The organism is Kitasatospora sp. A2-31 (assembly GCF_022288725.1).
In the GTDB taxonomy this organism is placed as follows: domain Bacteria; phylum Actinomycetota; class Actinomycetes; order Streptomycetales; family Streptomycetaceae; genus Kitasatospora.
In genome coordinates this window covers 275,705-294,023 of record NZ_JAKNTA010000005.1, presented here as the reverse complement: position 1 = coordinate 294,023, position 18,319 = coordinate 275,705, and the positions used below count along the sequence as shown (strand labels likewise).

Sequence of the window (18,319 nt, the reverse complement as noted above, 5' to 3'; positions counted from 1 at the left end):
ACGGGCCCTGACGCCTCCGGAGGCGCCGATGTCCCCCCTGAACGCGAACCCGCCCGGCCCCGGGACCGCGCCGGAGACCGCTGCGCCGGCGCGCGGGGACACGGCCGCGGGCGGGGGCGGTGCGGCCGGCGCGGGTGCCACCGACGCGGGTGCCACCGACGCAGGTGCAGCCGCTGCGGGTGTGGCCGCTGCGGGTGTGGCCGCGCTCGAACGGGCCGGTCTCAAGGCCGCCGTGCGCGAGCGCGTCCACGCGCACCGCGACGAGCTGCTCGCCCTCAGCCGCCGCCTCCACGCCCACCCCGAGACCGCGTTCGAGGAGCACCGCGCCGCCGCCTGGTGCGCCGAGCTGCTGCGCGACCACGGCTACACGGTCACCGCGCCCGCGCACGGCCTGCCGACCGCGTTCACCGCCACCACCGGCTCCGGGCCGGTGACCGTCGCCCTGGTCTGCGAGTACGACGCGCTGCCCGGGCTCGGCCACGCCTGCGGTCACAACGTGATCGCCGCCGCCGGTCTGGGCGCCGCGCTCGGCCTCGCGCCCCACGCGGACCGGCTCGGGCTCACCGTCCGGGTGATCGGCGCCCCGGCCGAGGAGCGCGGCGCCGGGAAGGCGCTGCTGCTGGACGCCGGGGCCTTCGCCGGCGTGGACGCCGCGATGATGGTCCACCCCTGCCCGGTCGAGGTCGCCGACTTCCGCTCCTTCGCCCTCGGCACCCTCGCCGTCCGCTACACCGGACGCGCGGCCCACCCCAGCCTCAATCCGCACGAGGGCCGCAACGCGGCCGACGCACTCACCGTCGCCCAGGTCGCGCTCGGCCTGCTGCGCCAGCAGTTGCCGCCGAACTGGCGGGTGCACGGCATCACCACCGCCGCCGGGACGGCGCCCAACCTGATCCCGGACACCGCCACCGCCGAGTACGAGATCCGCGCCTCGGCCGCCGAGGACCTGGCGCAGCTGCGCACCCGGGTGGAGGACTGCTTCCGCGCCGGCGCCCTGGCCACCGGCTGCGAGGTCGAGCTGACCCGGCCGGAACCGGACTACCTGGACTTCCGCAGCGACGCCGGCCTGCTCGCGCTCTGGCGCGCCAACGCCCGCGCGCTGGGCCGGCCGGAGCCGGTCGAGAGCGGGCCGTTCGCCTGCACCGACATGGGCAACGTCTCGCACGTGCTCCCCGCGATCCACCCGGTGCTGGACATCACCGGCGGCGCCTGCGCACCGCACGAGCCGGCCTTCGCCGAGGCGGCCGTCTCCCCCGAGGCCGATCGCGCCGTGCTGGACGGCGCGGTCGGGATGGCCTGGACGGCGGCCGACCTCGCGGCCGGCCACGCGGGCGCGGCCGGCCGCTGACCGCCCCGCCCCGGCGCCGCGTCAGTCGCGGCCGAGCAGGACGTGCACCGGCGCCGGACCGGGCTCCGGGAGCAGGCCACCGAGGACCGCCGGGGCCGCCCGCAGCGCGGTGACGCCCAGCTCCCGGACCAGCCCGCCCACGTCGGCCGGCCGGTCCGGACCGGCCAGCACCAGCGCCGCACCGGTCCGCAGCGGCCAGAAGAACTCCCAGAGCGGCAGACCCAGCTGCAGCACGCGGTCACCCGGTCCGAGCCGGTAGGCGGCCTGCAGCTCGCGTACCCGCCGGTCCGCCTCGCCGTGGGTCAGCGCGACGCCCGCCGGCCGCCCGCCGGGGCCGTAGCCCAGGCAGAGCGGATGCTGCGGCGTCAGCGCGCGCGGCGGGTCGGTGGCCAGCTCGGCCGCCAGCTCGGCCGGTCCGGGCCGGACCGCGCCGGGCACACCCTCCCCCAGGACGGCGACCGGCTCGGCGTCGGCGCACAGCCAAGCCAGCCGGCCGGGGGCGTCTCCCGGGTCCAACGGCAGGTACGCGGCACCGGACTTGGCGATCGCCAGCAGTGCCGGCACCACGTCGGCCGGCCGGGCGAGCGCCAGGCCGACGACCGCGCCGGGGCGGGCGCCGAGGCCCGCCAGGTGCCGCGCCAACCGGTTGGCGCCCGCGTTCAGCTCGCCGTACGACACCTGCGCGCCGTCCGCGAACAGCAGCGCGGGCGCCTCGGGCGTCCGGGCCGCCTGCGCCTCGACCGGGCCGACCACGGTGGTCGGCGGCCGCTTCACCGGCGCCTCGCCCGGCGTCAGCACGTCGGCCGGGTCCATCAGGACGCGCCCAGCAGCTCGGCCCAGGCCTCCACGGCCGGCCGCTCGGCCAGCTGCGGGAAGGACACCTCGGCGCCGTCCGCCCGCCACCGCTCGGCCAGGGCCATCAGCCGGACCGAGTCCAGGCCCCAGTCGACCAGGTTCTCGTCCAGCGGGATGTCCGCCGGGTCCTCGCCCAGCAGGTCGGCCACCTCGGCCCGGATGCGCTCCACGGTGAAGGCCATGCCCGTCACTTCCCCACTTCCCTTCGACGTGCTTCGGGTTCGGCGTCGTCGCCGGACCGGGCGGCGCCGAGGACGGCGTCCGCGGTGGTGACCACGCCGCAGCGGCCGGCCACCCAGGCGAGGGCGGCGCGGTGCTCGTCCGCGCCGAAGTCGGCGACCGCGTCGGCCACCACGAAGGCCTCGATGTCGCGCATCCAGGCGTCGCAGGCGGTGGCCTGCACGCCGATGTGCGCGTAGACGCCGGTGATCACCAGCTGGTCGCGGCCCTGGGCGCGCAGCAGCTCGGCCAGGTCGGTGCGGACGAAGGCGCTGTACTTCCACTTGGTCAGCAGGACGTCCCGCTCGCCCGGGGCGACGGCGTCGGCGACGGCCGCCGCGCGCGGGTCGTCCGGGATGCCGGGACCCCAGAAGTCCTGCTGGAGCCCTCGCTGGTCCGGGCTCTGGCCGCCGGGCTGCGCCGAGTAGACGACCGGGATGCCGAGGCGCCCGGCCTGCTCGCGCAGCCGGTTGACGTTGGCGAACAGCTCGGTGACCGGCGCCGCGCCGGTGTCGAAGGCGTCCAGGAAGTGGTTCTGCAGGTCGTGCACCAGCAGCACGGCGCGCGACGGGTCGACCGTCCAGGCGACCCGGTTGGCGGGGAGCTCGCCGGCGGCGGGCATGGGATAGGAGGGGATGCGGGGCAGGCCCACGGCGGTGCTTCCTTCGGTCTCAGGGGGTGGTGAGGGCGGCCGCGACGGCGGCCCGCAGGTCCTTCTTGCTGACCTTGCCGATCCCGGTGGCGGGGAACGCGTCGACGAACTCCACCCGGTCCGGCACCTTGTAGTCGGCCAGTCCGCGCTGTCGCACGAACCGCTTCAACTCGACCGGCTTCGGGGGTCGTTCGCGGTCGCTCTCGCGCAGCACCACGTACGCGCAGGTGCGCTCGCCGAGGTAGGGGTCGGGCATCGAGACCACGGCCGCGTCGTGCACGGCCGGGTGGGCCAGCAGGTGGTTCTCGATCTCCTCCGCGGCGACCTTCTCGCCGCCGCGGTTGATCTGGTCCTTCGCCCGCCCCTCGACCACCAGGTGACCGGTGGCGGTGCGCCGGACGAGGTCGCCGGTGCGGTAGAAGCCGTCCGCGGTGAAGGAGCTGCGGTTGTGCTCGGGCGCGTTCCAGTAGCCGCGGATGGTGTACGGACCGCGGGTGAGCAGGTGGCCGGTGGTGCCGTCGGGCACGTCGCGGTCCTCGTCGTCGACCACCCGGACCTCGTCGTCGGGGGAGATGGGCCGCCCCTGAGTGGTGACGATCACCTCCTCCGGGTCGTCCAGCCGGGTGTAGTTGACCAGCCCCTCGGCCATGCCGAACACCTGCTGGAGCGTGCAGCCCAGCACCGGCCGGACCCGGCGGGCCGCCTCCTCGCTGAACTTGGCGCCGCCGACCAGCAGCACCTCCAGGCTCGCCAGCCCGGCCGGCTCCCCCGCCGCCGTCCGCCGCTCGGCGGCGTCCAGCCAGAGCAGTGCCAACGGCGGCACGAGGCCGGTGATGGTCACGCCCTCGCGCTCGATCAGCGGGAACGCCGTCTCCGGGCCGGGCTGCGGGCAGAGCACCACCCGGCCGCCCGCGTACAACGTGCCGAGCGAACCCGGCGAGCTGAGCGGGAAGTTGTGCGCGGCCGGCAGCGCGCAGAGGTAGACGCTCCGCTCGTCCTGGCCGCAGATCTCCACCGAGCCGCGCAGCGAGTGGATGTAGTCGTCGTGGGTGCGCGGGATCAGCTTGGGCACGCCGGTGCTGCCGCCGGACAGTTGCAGGAAGGCGACGTCCGCCGGCTGCGGTTCGACGGTCGGGCCCGGGCCGTCAATCGGCACGTCGGCCAGCCGGACGTGCTCCCCCGGGTCCTCGCCGGCGACCAGCACCAGCCGCAGCGACGCGGTCTCCGCCTTGATCCGGTCGGCCAGTCCGCGGTAGTCGAAGCCGCCCTCGGCGGCCGGGACCACATAGCCGGCCGCCCGGGTGAAGGAGCAGAAGTAGGAGATCTCGGTGTAGCGGTGGGCGGGCAGCGCGAAGACCGGCAGGGCGCCGATCCGGAAGAGCGCGAAGACCACCTCGAAGAACTCGGCCACGTTGGGGAGTTGGACCACCACCCGGTCGCCGCGGCCGATACCCCGGGCGAGCAGGCCGGCGGCCATCCGGTCGGCTCGGCGGTCGAGTTCGGCGTAGCTCCAGTGGCGCGGGCCGCCGACCCCGTCGGGGCTGCCCGGCCCGACGTGACCGGCGGGATCGGTGATCGCGATGCGCTCGCCGTGGGCGGCGGCGCGCTCGCGCAGCATCCGGCCGAAGGTCTCGCCGCGCCAGTGGCCGGCGGCCCGGTAGCGCTCGGCGAACTCCGCCGGGTAGGGGGTGAAGCCGGCCAGTACTTCGGCCATCGGGTCGGCGGCCGAGGCGGGGTCGACGCCGCCGTCCGGCACCGTACCGGACACCTCGCCGAACGCCCCGGCGCCCGTCAGGTCCTTGCTCCCGGCGCTCATCGCGGCACCCCCGCGGCATCCAGGAAGGTCCGGAACTTGGCGCTGGTCTCGGCGAGTTCGGCCTCGGGGCGGGACTCGGCGACGACACCCGCCCCCGCGTAGACCCGCAGGGTCCGCTCGTCCGCCTCGGCGCAGCGCAGGGTGACCACCCACTCGCCGTCGCCGTCCGCGTCGCCCCAGCCGACCATCCCGGCGTAGAGGCCGCGGTCGAAGGGCTCGATCTCACCGATCGCGCGGCGCGCCAGCGGCGTCGGCGCGCCGCAGACGGCCGGGGTCGGGTGCAGTGCGGTGGCCAGCTCCAGCGCGGAGACGGCCGGGTCGGCCAGCTCGGCGGTGACGGTGGTGGCGAGGTGCCACATGGCGGCGGTGCGGACCAGGGTCGGCCGCGCCGGCACGTCCAGCGTCCGGCAGTACGGGGCCAGCGCGGCGCGGATCGCGTCGACCACGACGGCGTGCTCGTGCAGGTCCTTGGGTGACTCCAGCAGTGCGGCGGCGCGGCGCACGTCCTCCCCGAGGTCGGCGCTGCGCGGCACCGAACCGGCCAGCGGGTTGGCCAGGACGGCCGTGCCGCGGCGGGAGAGCAGCAACTCGGGGCTGGCGCCGATCAGCGTCCGGCCGGAGCCGGCCGGGAGGGCGAAGGTGTAGCCGCCCGGGTCGCGGCGGGCCAGTCTCTGGAGGATCGCGGGCAGGTCGAGCGGGCGGCCTGCGGTCAGCTCCAGCGTGCGGGCGAGCACCACCTTGTCCAGCTCGCCGGCCCGCAGGCGCCGCACGGCCTCCGCGACGCCTGCTCCGTAGGCCTCCGGGGCGGGGACGGACCGGACCTGCCACTCGACCCGGTCCGCGGCCGGGGCGGGCAGCGCGATCAGCGGGTCGTCGCGCAGCGCGCCGCAGCGGCGGACCCGCGCAGGCACGGCCAGTTCGGCGCGACTGTCGTGGTCGAACGCCACCGCGCCCACCACCAGCGGTCGTTCGAGCCCGTCCCGGCGGGCGCGGGCGAGCGTGTCGGTGACCCGGACGGGCAGCGGGCGCCCGTCCTGCGGCACCCGGACGTGCACGCCGTCGGTGAGCAGCGTGCGGGTCGGGGAGGCGAAGAACGCCTCGTCGGGCGCGGCCCGGTACTGGCCCAGCAGCCCGCTGGCCGCGCCGATGACGGTGGGGTCCGTCCCGGCGGGGGCGTGGTGCACCGTGGTCACCTGGATTCTCCAGTCTGCGAATGGCCGCCGGGCGCTGCGTGTGACTCCGGCCGGCGGGTGGTGGGGTGGTGGGGGCCGGCTCGGAGCCCGGACCCCGGTACGGGCGGGGCGGTCCGAGCGCAGGGCGGCGGGGCCGGACCGAGCGGGCCGACCGGGCCCCCGGGGCGGCGGCCCCGCGGGGGCCGCGCTGGCGCGGACCGCGGCCGTGCGGGTCAGGCCCGCAGCGTGGCACCGCCGTCCACGTACAGGTCGTGCATGGTGATGTGCCGCGCCCGGTCGGAGACCAGGAAGGCCACCGCCTCCGCGACGTCGGCGGGTTGGGCGATCCGGCCGAGCGGGATGCCCACCCGCCAGCCGGCCGGATCACCGTCGACGACCCGCCGTTCGGCGGCCTCGGCGTCGTCGCCCCAGAGCGCGCGCTGCATCTCGGTGTCGGTGGAACCGGGCGAGACGATGTTGCAGCGCACGCCGGAGCGGGCCAGCTCCAGGCCCAGACAGCGGGTGAACATGGTGGCCGCCGCCTTGGAGGCCGCGTAGGCGGCCATGCCGGCGCGCGGCACCCCGGCGGCGTTGGACCCGACGGTGACGATCGACCCCGAGCCGCGCGCCGCCATCCGGCCGCCGACCGCCCGGCAGGTGTGGAAGACGCCGGTGCTGTTGACGGCGAAGGTGTCCGCCCAGTCCTGGTCGGAGAGCTCGACGGCGGGCGACGTCCGCAGGATCCCGGCGACGTTCACCAGGACTCCGATCGAGCCGAGTCGGCGTTCGATCAGCTCCACGGTGGACTCCACGGCCGCCGCGTCGGTGACGTCGAGCACGTACGGGCGGACGGAACCGCCGAGCTCCTCCACCAGCGCGGCGAGCGGGCCCGGGTTGCGGTCGACCGCCGCGACGGCGGCCCCCGCGGCGGAGAGCGCCCGCACCACGGCGGCGCCGATGCCCTGCCCGGCGCCCGTCACCACGGCGGTGGTGCCGACCAATTCCGACTGCAGCACAGGAAATCCCCTCCGACCAGCAACATTAGGCAAGCCTAACCTAACACAGGTGTTCGGGCGCGCCGAGGGGTCGCGCAGCTCCTGCGACGCCGTCAACTGGCCCATGCCGAGCCGTTCTCGGCCCGGCGCCAGGGACGCCGACGAGAGTAGACGCAACGTTGCGTCCAGTGCTAGCGTCCCGACCGAGGTAAGGAGACGCAACGTTGCGTCCACTTTCGCTGATCCACTCCCGAGGAGTCCTGTGACCACCACCCCGCCGCCCCGCACCGGCCCGGCACCCGAGGCCGCCGGGCCGACGCCGCCCGGGTCGCCGACCCCCTCCGGCGCCCCCGTCCCGGCCACCGTGCCGCCCCGCACCGACCCGCTGGCCCGGGCCGCCGTCGCCCTCGCCTTCTGGGTGACCATGGCCGGCACCACCGTCCCGACCCCGCTCTACCCGCTCTACCAACACGCCTTCGGCTTCTCGCCGTTCACCGTCACGGTGATCTTCGCGGTGTACGCCCTCGGCGTCGTCGCCGGCCTGCTCACGCTCGGCCGACTCTCCGACGAGATCGGCCGCCGCCCCGTCCTGGCCGGCGCCCTGCTGCTCGCCGCCGGCGCCGCCGGACTCTTCGAGGCCGCCGACTCACTGCCCTGGCTGCTCGCCGCCCGCGTCCTCTCCGGCCTCGCCGCCGCCCTGATCACCGGCGCCGCGACCGCCGCACTGCTCGACCTCGCCCCGCCCGAGCGACGCCTGCGCGCCCAGACCGTCGCGCTCGCCGCCAACATGGGCGGCCTGGCCGGCGGCACCCTGCTCTCCGGCCTGCTGACCACCTGGGTCGACACCGACGCACCGCTGCGCCTGCCGTGGACGGTGACGCTCGCCCTGACCGCCGTGGCCTTGATCGCCCTCCCGGCCGTGCCCGAGACCGTGAGCTCCCCGGCGGGCTTCCGCCTGCGCTTCCAGCGGCTGCGCGTCCCGGCCGACATCCGCCCCGCCTTCCTGCGCGCGGCGCTCACCGGCGGCTCGGGCTTCGCCGTGCTCGGCGTGCTGACCTCGGTCAGCGGCCTCTTCCTGGCCACCGTCCTGGACGTGCACAGCCCCGCGCTCACCGGCCTGGTCGTCTGCCTGGCGTTCGCCAGCACCGCCGTGGGCCAGTTGCTCGCCCGGGTGCTGCCCGGTCCCCGCGCGCTGCCGATGGCGTGCGCCGGCCTGGTCCTGGCGTCCGCGCTGATCGCCACCGCACTGCTCACCTCCACGCTGGCGCCGCTGCTGATCGGCGCCTGCGTCAACGGTCTCGCCACCGGCACCGCCGTCGGCACCGGGCTCGGCACGGTGAACAACGGCGTCGCACCGCAGCGGCGCGGCGAGGCGATCTCCACCTTCTTCGCCGTCCTCTACACGATGCTCTCGGTGCCGGTGGTCGGCGTCGGCGTCCTGATCCAGGCCACCGACCTGCGCACGGCCGGTGTCACGTTCAGCGCGCTGGTCGCGGCGCTCGCGCTCGTGGTCGCGGGTGGACTGCTCCGCCACCGGGCGCGGTCGGCGGCCGGTGCCCCCGAGGCGTCGTGAGCGGGGCGTGAGAGGATGGCCCGGACCGACCTGCCCGACCGCCGTGCGAACCCCGTACGCCCCGCACGGCTCGCCCACGAGGACGCCAGAGCCATCGCCGCCCAGCCCAGCCCCGCCACCGGGAACGCCCGGAGCGCCGGCAGCACCGCCGTCGGCGGCCGCAGCGCCGGCAGCCGCCGGAGCGAGGCCGCGCGCCTGGCCGTGCTGAACGCCGCGGACGACCTCCTGGTCGAGTACGGCTTCGAGGGCCTCACCATCGAGGGCATCGCCGCTGCGGCCGGGGTCGCCAAGCAGACGATCTACCGCTGGTGGAAGTCCAAGGTCGACATCCTCTTCGACAACCTCGTCCTGGACGCCGGCTCCGCCCTCGGCTGGCCCGAGCACCCGTCAAGCCCCGCGGACGTGCGCGCGTACGTCCACCGCTTCGCGACCTTCCTCGGCGAGGAGCCGGCCGGCCGGGTCCTCCAGGCGCTCCTCGGCCACGCACAACTCGACCCGCGGACGGCGGAGTTGCTGCACAGCGGCTTTCTCGACGAGCTCCGTGCCCGGGACGTCGCGCACGTCCGAAGCTGCCTGGGCCTCGCCGACGACGACCGGGCCGCCGCCGTCCTCGACGCCGTCCTCGCCCCGCTCTACCACCGCGCCCTGGTGCTGCGCCGCCCGCTCGACGCCGCGTTCGTCGACGCGCTGCTCGACCAGCAGCTCGACCAGCAGCCCGCGCGCTGATCCCTTCCCCTCCCACCTCCGGCCCGCGTCATGCCCGGGCCGGCTCTGGAGCGACCATGTTCAAGCGCCCCCGTCCGACCTTCGACGTCGAGGTCACCGCGGTTGCCCCGCTGACCTCCACCCTCCTCCGGCTCACCCTGGCCGGCCCCGAGCTGGCCAGGCTTTCGATCGAACACCCCACCCAGTGGGTCAAGTTGGCGACCCCGGACGGTGCGTCCCGGGCCTACACCATCCGTCGTCACCGGCCGGCCGAGGGGGAGGTGGACATCGACTTCGTCCTGCACGGCAACGGGCCGGCCGCCCGCTGGGCCGCGCGGGCCCGCCCGGGCGAACCGATCCGGCTGGCCGGCCCGCGCGGTCGGCGACCCGGCTTCGACGGCGCCGCCCACGTCCTCCTCGCCGCCGACGAGAGCGCGTTGCCCGCCGCCTTCACCATCCTGGAGCAACTCCCGGCCGGCACAAGGGTGTCCGCCTACTTCGAGGTGGCCGAACCGGCCGACGCCCTGCCCGTCGACACCGCCGCCGAGCTCACCACCACCTGGCTGCCCCGGGCGGGCACCGCCCACCCCAAGGGCGGACTGCTCGCCCACACCGTCCGCACCGTGGACGTGCCCGCCGGGACCCACGCCTGGCTGGCCGGCGAGGCCGGTGCCGTCGCCGCCGTACGCCGCCACCTCCTCACCGACTGGGCGCTCCCCCGCGAGCACGTGCAGACGAAGGGCTACTGGAAGCACGGCGAGGCCGACCACAAGGGCTGAGGCCGGAGCCCGGGCCGGCCGACCGTCGGGGACAGGCGGGGACGGCCCCCGAGGAAACGGGGACGGGCCGCCGGGGAGCCTGGACCGCACCGCACCTCAGCGGTCCGGCCGGCCCTCCTGGCGGGCCACCGCATCGGTGTACAGCTCGGTGGTGAGGTCCCCGTCCTCCACACCGAGTTCGGCCATCACCCGGCGGACGTCGGCGAGCGCGGCCGGCAGCCCCTCCACCGCCTCGACGGCGGTCTCCACCTCCAGGAAGACCCCGTCCAGCCGCGCCACCCGGACCAGGGTCGCCAGCATCCGCCGGCCCTCGTACCCGAACGCGTAGGTGCGGCAGCGCTTCTCGAACGCGAGCCGCCGGACGAACCCGAGGCCGCGTACGATCCCGTGCGCGGCCCGGACGTCTGCCACCTCGGTCTCTTGCTCGGGCTTGGACCCGGAGGCGGCGTCCACCCGGGCGCCCTTGTAGGTGAGCAGCGTGCGGCTCCCCCCGTCCGCGCCCTCCACCACCCGGATCCGCAGCTCCCGGTCGGCGCCCATGAGTCCGCCGTCCGGCGCGTCGTAGTAGGTGTCCCGGTACACCTCGGAGCGCCCCGGCCCGTGTGCCGCCTCCAGCCGGCGCAGCACCGCACGCGGCTCCCGCACCACGGCCTTCAGCTCGGCCTCGATCACCTCACGGCCTCCTCGGCGGCGCTCCCGGGACCTGCCCGCCGGCCCGTCCGGGCCGTCCCGGAGGCCGGGCTGCCCGGCATGGGGTCACTGTAGCGGCGCCCGGCGCCGCGGCCGCGGTCCGGCGCCACCGGCACCGCCCCGGAAAACCGGGTGCCGCGGAACGGCCGGCCTTCTACCGTGGCCGCATGTGCATCCGCCCCCGGACCACCCGCCGTCACTTCGTCTGCCCGCCCTGCCGGGCGTCGTGGAAGCGGCGTCCCGCCCCCGGGCGGGACCGGTGCCCGTACTGCCGCGGCGAGTTGATCGACGCCGGACAGGACCTGGCCGTCCCGCGGAAGCGGGACGACGCCGGGTGGCGGGCGCTGACGGCGGTCCTGGCCGCCGGGGTGACGTTCCACTCGCGCTGCTGCTACGGCCCCGGGTGGCGTCCGCGGACCCCGCGTCAGGTGCGGGAGCGGCTGGCCCTGGTGCGAGGCGGCGGGGTGCCGGTGGCCGAGGCCCTGACCACGCGGGACCTGGACGAGCTGCGGGCGGAGGTCAGTGCGCGGCGGGTGCCGGGGCCAGGCCGGTACAGCCGCGCAGGCCGTCGCGGCGCTTGAGCGCGGCCTCGGCGGCGGCGCCGGTCTGCGGGACGGGCACGCCCCGGTCGTCGACGGTCGCCGGGGCGAAGCTCTCGCCGGTGACCTTCCCCTCCTTGGAGACGGTCAGCGTGGTGACGCCGGTCTCGTTGGAGAAGGCGTAGTTGGACGTCCCGTACCAGAGGAAGTTCCCGAAACCGTAGCCGACGTAGGTGTTCCCGAGCATGCCCGAGCCGAGCATGGTGTGGGCGTGCGTGCCGACCACGGCGGTGGCGCCGGCCGCCGCGAGCTTCTTCGCGACGGCGGTCTGGGCTCCGGTCGGGCAGGCCTTGCCCTCCTCGCCCCAGTGCAGGTAGACGAGCACCGCGGGAGCCTGCTTCTTGGCCGCCTCCACCGCCTTGACCAGGGCAGGAACGTCCAGGGCCGAGGCGATGCCCGGCTTGTCGGCACCGGCGCGCCACTTCTGGTTGGTGAGGTCCTCGACCTGGCTGGCCGCGACCACGGCGACCTTCACCCCGCGGACCGTGGTGACGTACGGCGCGTACGCCTCCTTGGCGTTGCGGCCGAAGCCGACGACCGGGATCGGCGAGGACTCCTTGGCGGCGAGGGTGTCGGCGAGGCCGTCGGCACCGAAGTCCACCGCGTGGTTGTTGGCCATCGAGACGACGTCGACGCCGGAGTCCTTGAGGACGCCGAGGGCCTTGGGCGAGGTGCGGAAGGTGTAGGTCTTCGGCTCGGGGGCGCCGCGCTCGGTGATCGCGGTCTCCAGGTTGAGGACCGAGAGGTCGGCGTCGGCCAGCGTCTGCGCGATCGGGCCGAGCGCCTGCTCGGGGGCCTTCACGGCGAGCCGGGCTTCCGTCCGGCCCTCGAAGTGGACGTCGCCGGCGAAGGCCACGGTGATGCTGCCGTCCGGGCGGGGCGCGGCCGCGGCACCGCTCGGCGTGCCGGTCCCGGGGGACGCGGCGGTTGTGGTGGCGCCGGTGGGCGCGGCGGTGGGCGCCGGGGCTGCGTCGGCCGCCTTGGCGGGGGCCGGGTCGGGGTCGTCGGGACCGCAGGCGGCGAGCGGGACCATTCCGAGCAGCAGTGCGACGGCGGCCGCGGCACGGCGCATGAGTGTTCCCCCCGAGGTCGGTCCAAGAGCGGTCAGCCTACGCCACTCCCCCGCGGCTCCTTCGCCCCGCGTCCACACGGCGTTCGACCGCCCGGCGGGACGGCTCTGCCCCGGCCTCCCACCGACCCGGACGCCGCGCCCTGGCGCGCCGCCCGGCGGGCGCGCAGCGTGGGGAAGCACGCCGCCCGGCCCGACCGCGATCGTCCGCGCGGACCGCCCCACCTCCCCGGCCCGGCCGAGCAGTGACATGCTGGTCCCGGACCTACCGACCGCGGCCCGGGCGAACCGACCGCGACCGGGCAACCGCGACCGACCGGCCCACCGGCAACGGCCTCCGCCGGGACCCATCCCCGGCCGCCGGCAACGGGCGACGAGCAGATGACGGGTGACGACAGCAGATGACGGACTCGGCCGGCCCGGCTTCGGGCGCCGCGCCACCTCCCACCTCCGCGCCCGCCGGCGACTTCACCGCCGCCGAGCGCGCCCGCGGCCGGGCGCTGCGCCGCGCCCAGCTGCCCTGGGCCCTGGGCGGCCGGCTGGCCGGGCTGGCGCTCGCCCTGCTGCTCGGGCTGACCCCGGCCGGCGCCGCACTGGTGACCACGGTCGGCGGCTGGTTCGGCGGCTCCCGCACCGCGGAGGTGCTGGCCGGGGCGGCCGCACTGGTGGTCCTCGGCCAGGCGGTGCAGCTGCCGTTCGGTGCCGGCGTCCGCACCGTCCGGGCCCGGTTCGGCCTGGTGACGCAGGGCTGGGGCGGCTGGGCCGCGGACGCGCTGCGCGGCCTGGCGCTCGGCCTGGTCCTGGCCCTGCCGGTGGCGCTCGGCCTGTTCGCACTGACCGCCCGGTCGCCCCGGTACTGGTGGATCCCGGCCGCGGGCGCGGCGGCTCTGCTCACCGCGGCCCTCTCCTTCCTCTACCCGCTGCTGGTCGAGCCGGTGTTCAACCGGTTCACCCCGATGCCGCCCGGCTCGCTGCGCGACGCCCTGCTCGGGCTCGCCGAGCAGGACGGCGTCCGGGTCCGGGACGTCCTGGTGGCGGACGCGTCGCGGCGGACGACGGCGCTCAACGCTTACGTGTCCGGTCTGGGCGCGACCCGCCGCATCGTCGCGTACGACACGCTGCTGGCCAGCGCCGAGCCCCGCGAGGTGGAGCTGGTGGTGGCGCACGAGCTGGGGCACGTGAAGCACCGGGACGTGCTGACGGGCACGGTGCTGGGCGCGGTGGGGGCGGCCTTCGTGGTGGTGGCGCTCGGGCTGCTGGCCGACTGGGGCCCCCTGCTGTCGGCCGCCGGGGTCACGGACGCCGCCGATCCGCGGGCGCTGCCGCTGCTGGCCGCCTGCGCGGCCCTGCTGGGCGCGCTGTCGGGCCCGGTCCAGTGCGCGGTGAGCCGCGAGGTGGAGGTCCGGGCGGACCGACACGCCCTCGAACTCACGTCGGACGCGGAGCAGTTCATCGCGATGCAGCGCAGACTGGCAGTGACCAACGTCTCGGACGTCGACCCGCCCCGCCTGCTTGAGCTACTGTTCGCCACTCACCCGAGCGCGACCCGCCGGATCGCGGCCGCCCGCGCCTGGCAGGCGTCGCCGCCCGGCCCGGCCGCCGGCCCCGGCAAATACGTTGTATAGTGCAACAAATTTTCCGAGGAGGTAGGAAGCCGTGCCCGGCCGCGAGACGTCGATCGACACCATCCAGCGCGAGCTGACCGCCTTCGCCCGGCGGGCCCGCCACAAGGCGAGCCAGCTGCACCCGGACCTCTCCCTGGTCACCTACAGCATCCTCGACCTGATCAACGAGCGCGGCGGCTGCCGGGCCGCCGACGTCGCCTCCCACTTCATGCTGGACAAGTCCACCGTGAGCCGACAGGTCACCGCGCTGGAGAAGCTCGGCCTGCTGCGCCGCGAGACCGACCCGGACGACCAGCGCGGCCAGATCCTCGGCACCACCGAGGCGGGCCTCGCCCTGCTCCGCGACGCCAACGAGCAGCGCCGGGCGGCCTTCACCGCCCGCTTCACCGACTGGTCGGACGAGGACGTCGCCCGGTTCGCCGACTACCTCGCCCGCTACGGCGCCGAGGGCTGACCACCGCCGTGCCCGGGGCGGCCCGCCGGGGGCCGGGCGGCCCCGCCGGAGAGCCGGGCCGACCGGACCACGCCCGGGGCCGCCGAAGTGCGCCCCACCGCCCGGACGGTGTACAGAGGAGAGGTGCCACTTCGGCAGCGCCCCCGCGACCGCCGCCCGTCGTGGCGGCCCGACCGCCGCGCGCTGACGGTGCTGCCCCTCGCGCTCATAGCGGTGATCTCGATCGTCGACGTCCTCGCGCCCTCGCAGATCCACCTGGGCCCGCTGCTGATCGTCGCCCCCGCCATCACCGCCTCTTTCGCCGGCGCCCGCGCCACCACCGTCGTCGCCCTGCTCTCCCTGGCCGCACTGACCGTCATCGGGATCCTGCGGGAGGGCATCACCACCGCCAACCACGAGACCCAGCTGGGCGCCCTGATCGCCGTCTCGGCGCTGATCGTCGGCCTGCGCGTGCTGCGCGACCGGCACGAACGCGAGCTGGCCCAGGTCCGGACGGTCTCCGAGGCGGCCCAGCGCGTCCTGCTGCGCCCGCTGCCGGATCGGATCGGGCCGCTCCACCTCGCCTCCGTCTACCTGGCCGCCGAGGCCGAGGCGCAGGTCGGGGGCGACCTCTACGCGGCGGCCCGCACCGCCGGCGGCACCCGGCTGCTGGTCGGCGACGTCCGCGGGAAGGGACTCTCCTCGCTGGGCGACGCGGCCCTGCTGCTGGGCGCCTTCCGGGCCGCCGCCCACCTCCACGCCGACCTGCCCGAGCTCGCCGGCTACCTGGACGGGAGCGTCTGCTGGGACCTCGCCCAGCTCGGTGACCAGGACCGGTACCCGGACGGCGGCCGGGGCGGCGCCGCGGCCCACGGCCGGGAGCGGGGGCACGGCCCGCGACGGAGCCCTGACCGCGGGTCGGACCCGAGCCCGGAGAAGCCGGGCCGCGGGCTGCAGCGCAGCGCGGAGTCCGCCGCCCGCCTCGGCCGGGACGGGTCCGGCCGGGACGGCGACGGCGACGCCGCCGCGGACGACCGCGGCGAGTCCTTCATCACCGCCGTCATCCTGGACATCCCGGACGACGACTCGGTGCTGCGTCTCATCGACTGCGGTCACCCGCCCCCCATGCTCCTGAACGCCGACGGCATCACCGTCCTGAACTCGCGCCACCCGGCTCCGCCGCTCGGGCTCGGCGAGCTCGCCCCCGTCAAGTACGAGGTGGAGGTCTTCCCGTTCCTGCCCGGCGACCGGCTGCTGATCTACACCGACGGTGTGATCGAGGCCCGTGACCCGCAGCGGCGTTTCTACCCGCTCACCGAACGCGTCGCCGCCTGGCGCTCCGAACGCCCGCAGGTCCTGCTGAACCGCCTCCGCCGCGACCTGCTCGCCCACGTCGGCGGCCGGCTGGACGACGACGCGGCGATGGTCCTGGTCGAGCGGCTCCCCCGCCGCGGCTGAGGCCGCTCGGCGGGCCGGGCACCGCGGGCCGGGCACGGCGGGCCGGGCGGCCCGCGTCACGGCCGGTACGGCAGCTGCGGCACCTCGAAGCAGTTGGAGGTCATCGACGCCACCTGGGTGACCCAGCCGCCCCGGCCGCCCTGCGCGGAGTCCTGCCAGCGGGCCGCGTTCAGGCAGGCCCGGGCCGGCCCGCTCGGCGGGGGCTGCGGGACGAAGGAGGCGGGCAGGATCAGCCCGTGCGCGTCGTACGGTTCCGGGCGGTTCATGAACCGCTCCACGCAGGCCCGGGTGAGGTCGGCCCCGCAGGAGTCCATCGCGTCGGTCAGCCACTGGGCGCCCGCCCAGCCCTCCAGCTCCCAGGCCGAGAGCAGCGGCTCGCGGTCGGGGTAGTACCTGGCCATCGCGGCGCGGAACTGGGCCACCGGCGGGTGGTCGACGGCCTCGTAGCCGAGGCTGGACGAGGTGGCCCAGAGCACGTTCCGGCAGGTGGGCGAGGCCTGGTAGTCCCGGCGGACGGTCTCGGACCAGTTCTGCACGTTGGTCACCTTCGCCTCGACCCGCACGCCCGCGTCGTCCAGCGCCCGGCAGAGCGCCGCGTTGCCCCGGGTGTCCATCGCGTCGAAGAGCAGCTGCGAGCCGTCCGCGCGGACGGCGGCGGCCACCGCCTGGAAGTTCGGCAGCGCGAAGTCGACCGTCTGGGTCAGCACCTTGTAGCCCTCCGCCTCCAGGCCGTCCCGCAGCTGCGCAGCGTAGCGCGCCGAGTCGGCCTGGTTGTAGGCGACGACGGCGGCGCTGCGCGCGCCCAGCCGCTCCTTGAAGAAGCGGTACACCTCCGTGGTCTGGTACAGCGTGCCGTTCCAGCCGACGGCGTTCCCGTCGCGCGGCGCGCTGTTGCCGTAGATCTCGTAGAGGTGCGGCCAGCGGTCGTACGCGGTGCCGATCGGCTGGCCGCCGACGTCCGGCACGCCCTTCTCGCTGACGTACGGGGCGCCCGCGTAGTCGAGCACGCTGCCGGAGACGAAGGCGAAGACGTGCGACTGGTCGATCAGGCGGTGGACGCAGTCCTGGTTGCCGATGCCGCTGCCGCCGTCGTCGCAGATGACCACCTTGACGGTGCGCCCGTGCAGGCCGCCGCGGTCGTTGAGGGACTGGACGAAGGCCAGCGCGCCGTAGCGCGGGCCGCTGAACACCTCGCTGCCGACCGGGCTGGTCAGCGAGGTGACGATGCCGATCCGGATCTCGGAGGCGGTGACCCCGGTGTCGGAGGCCGGGTTGCCCCCCGACGAGGTGCCCGGGCCGGAGGCGGGGCGGGAGGTGAACGCGCTGTCCGGCAGCCGGGTCCCGCAGCCGGTCGCGAGCAGCAGGACGGCTGCCAGCAGCCCGGCGGCGAACCGGGCGGCGCGGGGCCGCCGGGCGCGGGGCCGCCGGGCGCGGGGCCCCGCGGCACCCGCCCAGCGGGCGGCGCCGGGCCGGTCCGGGCCCGGACCGGCGGCTTCCGGGCGGCCCGTGCGGGCGGACCGCCGACGACCGGACGCGTCGGCGGCCCGGGGGAACAGGCCCGCCGTCAGCTGCATCCGGGGATCGGGGTGCCGGTCGCGCCGCCGGCCTGGGTGAGCAGACCGCAGAGGCTGGCGCGGGACACCTTCCAGGTGCCGTTCTCCAGCACCGCCTGGCCGGTGGCGCTGGGCTCGACCACGGTGCCCTGGAGGGAGAGCTCGTACGTGACGGTGGCCTCGGTCGCCGAGTTGAAGCTCACGTCGGTGACCCTGGCCTTCACCTGGCCGACCCGCGGGTCCTGGGAGAAGCCCTGGAGGACCGGCAGCAGCTCCTCACCGTTCTGGAGCAGCGCGGCCTTGTCGGGGATCGAGGTGTTGGGGTCGAAGAACTTCTCCCAGTTGGCGGTGACCTGGCTCTTGGCCGCCGCCACGTCGGCGGGCGCGGTGGCCCCGGCGGTGGGACTGCCGGTCCCGCCCGCGCTGCCGGTCGGCGAGCCGGTGGCGGCCGTGGGGAGGGTCGGCGAGGGGGACGCCGAGGAGCCGGACCCGCTGCTGCCGCACGCGGCCGCCGCGCCCACCAGCAGCAGGGCCAGCAGGACGCCCGCCCAGCGCCGGACCGGAGCGCCCTGCCGGACCGGGACGCCGTGCCGGACCGGAGCGCCCTGCCGGACCGGAACGCCGTGCCGGACCGGAGCGCCGTGGGGGTCGTCGGCGTCGTGAGTGTCGTGGGCGTCGCTCTTCCTCACGTGCATGGTGTTCCTCTCGACGGCGGCGGGTGGGGTCCACCCGGCCCGCTCTGCCGGTGTCCGGATGCTGTTCCAGGCCGATGCTGGAA

18 protein-coding genes are annotated in these 18,319 nt (G+C 76.2%); 8 read left to right on the top strand and 10 right to left on the bottom strand.

The window, feature by feature from the left end; genetic code table 11:
* Positions 1–28: 28 nt before the first annotated feature.
* A complete protein-coding gene (locus MCM47_RS16210; RefSeq protein ID WP_238862327.1) occupies positions 29–1,348 on the top strand; it encodes a M20 family metallopeptidase in 1,320 nt (439 codons plus the stop codon).
* A gap of 21 nt (positions 1,349–1,369) precedes the next feature.
* Here MCM47_RS16210 and MCM47_RS16205 read toward each other — a convergent pair whose 3' ends face one another.
* The 6 genes from MCM47_RS16205 to MCM47_RS16180 all read right to left on the bottom strand — a co-directional run bounded on the left by MCM47_RS16205 (position 1,370) and on the right by MCM47_RS16180 (position 7,111).
* Positions 1,370–2,161: an AMP-binding protein gene (locus MCM47_RS16205; RefSeq protein ID WP_238862326.1), complete on the bottom strand. Its 792-nt coding sequence runs from the start codon at positions 2,159–2,161 to the stop codon at positions 1,370–1,372.
* A complete protein-coding gene (locus MCM47_RS16200) occupies positions 2,161–2,385 on the bottom strand; it encodes a phosphopantetheine-binding protein (RefSeq protein ID WP_238862325.1) in 225 nt (74 codons plus the stop codon). Before MCM47_RS16200 ends, MCM47_RS16205 begins: the two co-directional genes overlap by 1 nt.
* Before the next feature lie 5 nt (positions 2,386–2,390).
* Positions 2,391–3,074 (bottom strand): isochorismatase family protein, encoded by a 684-nt coding sequence (locus MCM47_RS16195; protein ID WP_238862324.1) that lies wholly within the window; start codon positions 3,072–3,074, stop codon positions 2,391–2,393.
* A gap of 19 nt (positions 3,075–3,093) precedes the next feature.
* Complete coding sequence (locus tag MCM47_RS16190) at positions 3,094–4,788, bottom strand: (2,3-dihydroxybenzoyl)adenylate synthase (protein ID WP_238862646.1); 1,695 nt, start codon at positions 4,786–4,788, stop codon at positions 3,094–3,096.
* Positions 4,789–4,886: 98 nt separating this feature from the next.
* Positions 4,887–6,089, bottom strand: coding sequence for an isochorismate synthase DhbC (dhbC, locus tag MCM47_RS16185; RefSeq protein ID WP_374209155.1), 1,203 nt, complete (start codon positions 6,087–6,089; stop codon positions 4,887–4,889).
* Positions 6,090–6,295: 206 nt separating this feature from the next.
* On the bottom strand, positions 6,296–7,111 hold the full coding sequence (locus MCM47_RS16180) for a 2,3-dihydro-2,3-dihydroxybenzoate dehydrogenase (RefSeq protein ID WP_374209141.1): 816 nt from the start codon (positions 7,109–7,111) through the stop codon (positions 6,296–6,298).
* A gap of 208 nt (positions 7,112–7,319) precedes the next feature.
* Between MCM47_RS16180 and MCM47_RS16175 the strand changes: the two genes are divergently transcribed.
* Genes MCM47_RS16175 through MCM47_RS16165 form a run of 3 tightly spaced genes read left to right on the top strand, consistent with a single transcriptional unit; the run spans position 7,320 to position 10,114 of the window.
* Positions 7,320–8,630 (top strand): MFS transporter, encoded by a 1,311-nt coding sequence (locus tag MCM47_RS16175; RefSeq protein WP_238862321.1) that lies wholly within the window; start codon positions 7,320–7,322, stop codon positions 8,628–8,630.
* Between the two features lie 15 nt (positions 8,631–8,645).
* Complete coding sequence (locus MCM47_RS16170) at positions 8,646–9,356, top strand: TetR/AcrR family transcriptional regulator (protein WP_238862320.1); 711 nt, start codon at positions 8,646–8,648, stop codon at positions 9,354–9,356.
* 56 nt (positions 9,357–9,412) lie between these two features.
* On the top strand, positions 9,413–10,114 hold the full coding sequence (locus tag MCM47_RS16165) for a siderophore-interacting protein (protein ID WP_238862319.1): 702 nt from the start codon (positions 9,413–9,415) through the stop codon (positions 10,112–10,114).
* A 96-nt stretch (positions 10,115–10,210) separates the two neighbouring features.
* Here MCM47_RS16165 and cyaB read toward each other — a convergent pair whose 3' ends face one another.
* Positions 10,211–10,786 carry a class IV adenylate cyclase gene (cyaB, locus tag MCM47_RS16160; protein ID WP_238862318.1) on the bottom strand — a complete coding sequence of 192 codons (576 nt, stop codon included), beginning with the start codon at positions 10,784–10,786 and terminating at the stop codon, positions 10,211–10,213.
* Positions 10,787–10,971: 185 nt separating this feature from the next.
* On the opposite strand from cyaB, the gene MCM47_RS16155 reads away from it, so the two are divergent.
* Positions 10,972–11,385 carry a hypothetical protein gene (locus MCM47_RS16155; RefSeq protein WP_238862317.1) on the top strand — a complete coding sequence of 138 codons (414 nt, stop codon included), beginning with the start codon at positions 10,972–10,974 and terminating at the stop codon, positions 11,383–11,385.
* On the opposite strand, the gene MCM47_RS16150 is transcribed toward MCM47_RS16155, so the two are convergent.
* Entirely contained in the window at positions 11,324–12,475 is a 1,152-nt protein-coding gene (locus tag MCM47_RS16150; protein ID WP_238862316.1) for a CapA family protein, read from the bottom strand. The two genes, MCM47_RS16155 and MCM47_RS16150, sit on opposite strands and share 62 nt — an antisense overlap.
* A gap of 398 nt (positions 12,476–12,873) precedes the next feature.
* On the opposite strand from MCM47_RS16150, the gene MCM47_RS16145 reads away from it, so the two are divergent.
* The 3 genes from MCM47_RS16145 to MCM47_RS16135 all read left to right on the top strand — a co-directional run bounded on the left by MCM47_RS16145 (position 12,874) and on the right by MCM47_RS16135 (position 15,988).
* Entirely contained in the window at positions 12,874–14,097 is a 1,224-nt protein-coding gene (locus MCM47_RS16145; protein WP_238862315.1) for a M48 family metalloprotease, read from the top strand.
* 31 nt (positions 14,098–14,128) lie between these two features.
* The gene (locus MCM47_RS16140) at positions 14,129–14,551 is read left to right on the top strand and encodes a MarR family transcriptional regulator (RefSeq protein ID WP_238862314.1); all 423 of its coding nucleotides are present in this window, start codon (positions 14,129–14,131) and stop codon (positions 14,549–14,551) included.
* Positions 14,552–14,674: 123 nt separating this feature from the next.
* Positions 14,675–15,988, top strand: a complete 1,314-nt coding sequence (locus MCM47_RS16135; RefSeq protein ID WP_238862313.1) for a PP2C family protein-serine/threonine phosphatase — start codon at positions 14,675–14,677, stop codon at positions 15,986–15,988.
* 56 nt (positions 15,989–16,044) lie between these two features.
* On the opposite strand, the gene MCM47_RS16130 is transcribed toward MCM47_RS16135, so the two are convergent.
* Together MCM47_RS16130 and MCM47_RS16125 are read right to left on the bottom strand one after the other, a co-directional pair.
* Positions 16,045–17,562 (bottom strand): ABC transporter substrate-binding protein, encoded by a 1,518-nt coding sequence (locus MCM47_RS16130; protein WP_238862312.1) that lies wholly within the window; start codon positions 17,560–17,562, stop codon positions 16,045–16,047.
* Complete coding sequence (locus tag MCM47_RS16125) at positions 17,553–18,236, bottom strand: hypothetical protein (protein WP_238862311.1); 684 nt, start codon at positions 18,234–18,236, stop codon at positions 17,553–17,555. The genes MCM47_RS16130 and MCM47_RS16125 overlap by 10 nt, the downstream gene beginning before the upstream one ends.
* Between the last annotated feature and the right edge of the window lie 83 nt (positions 18,237–18,319).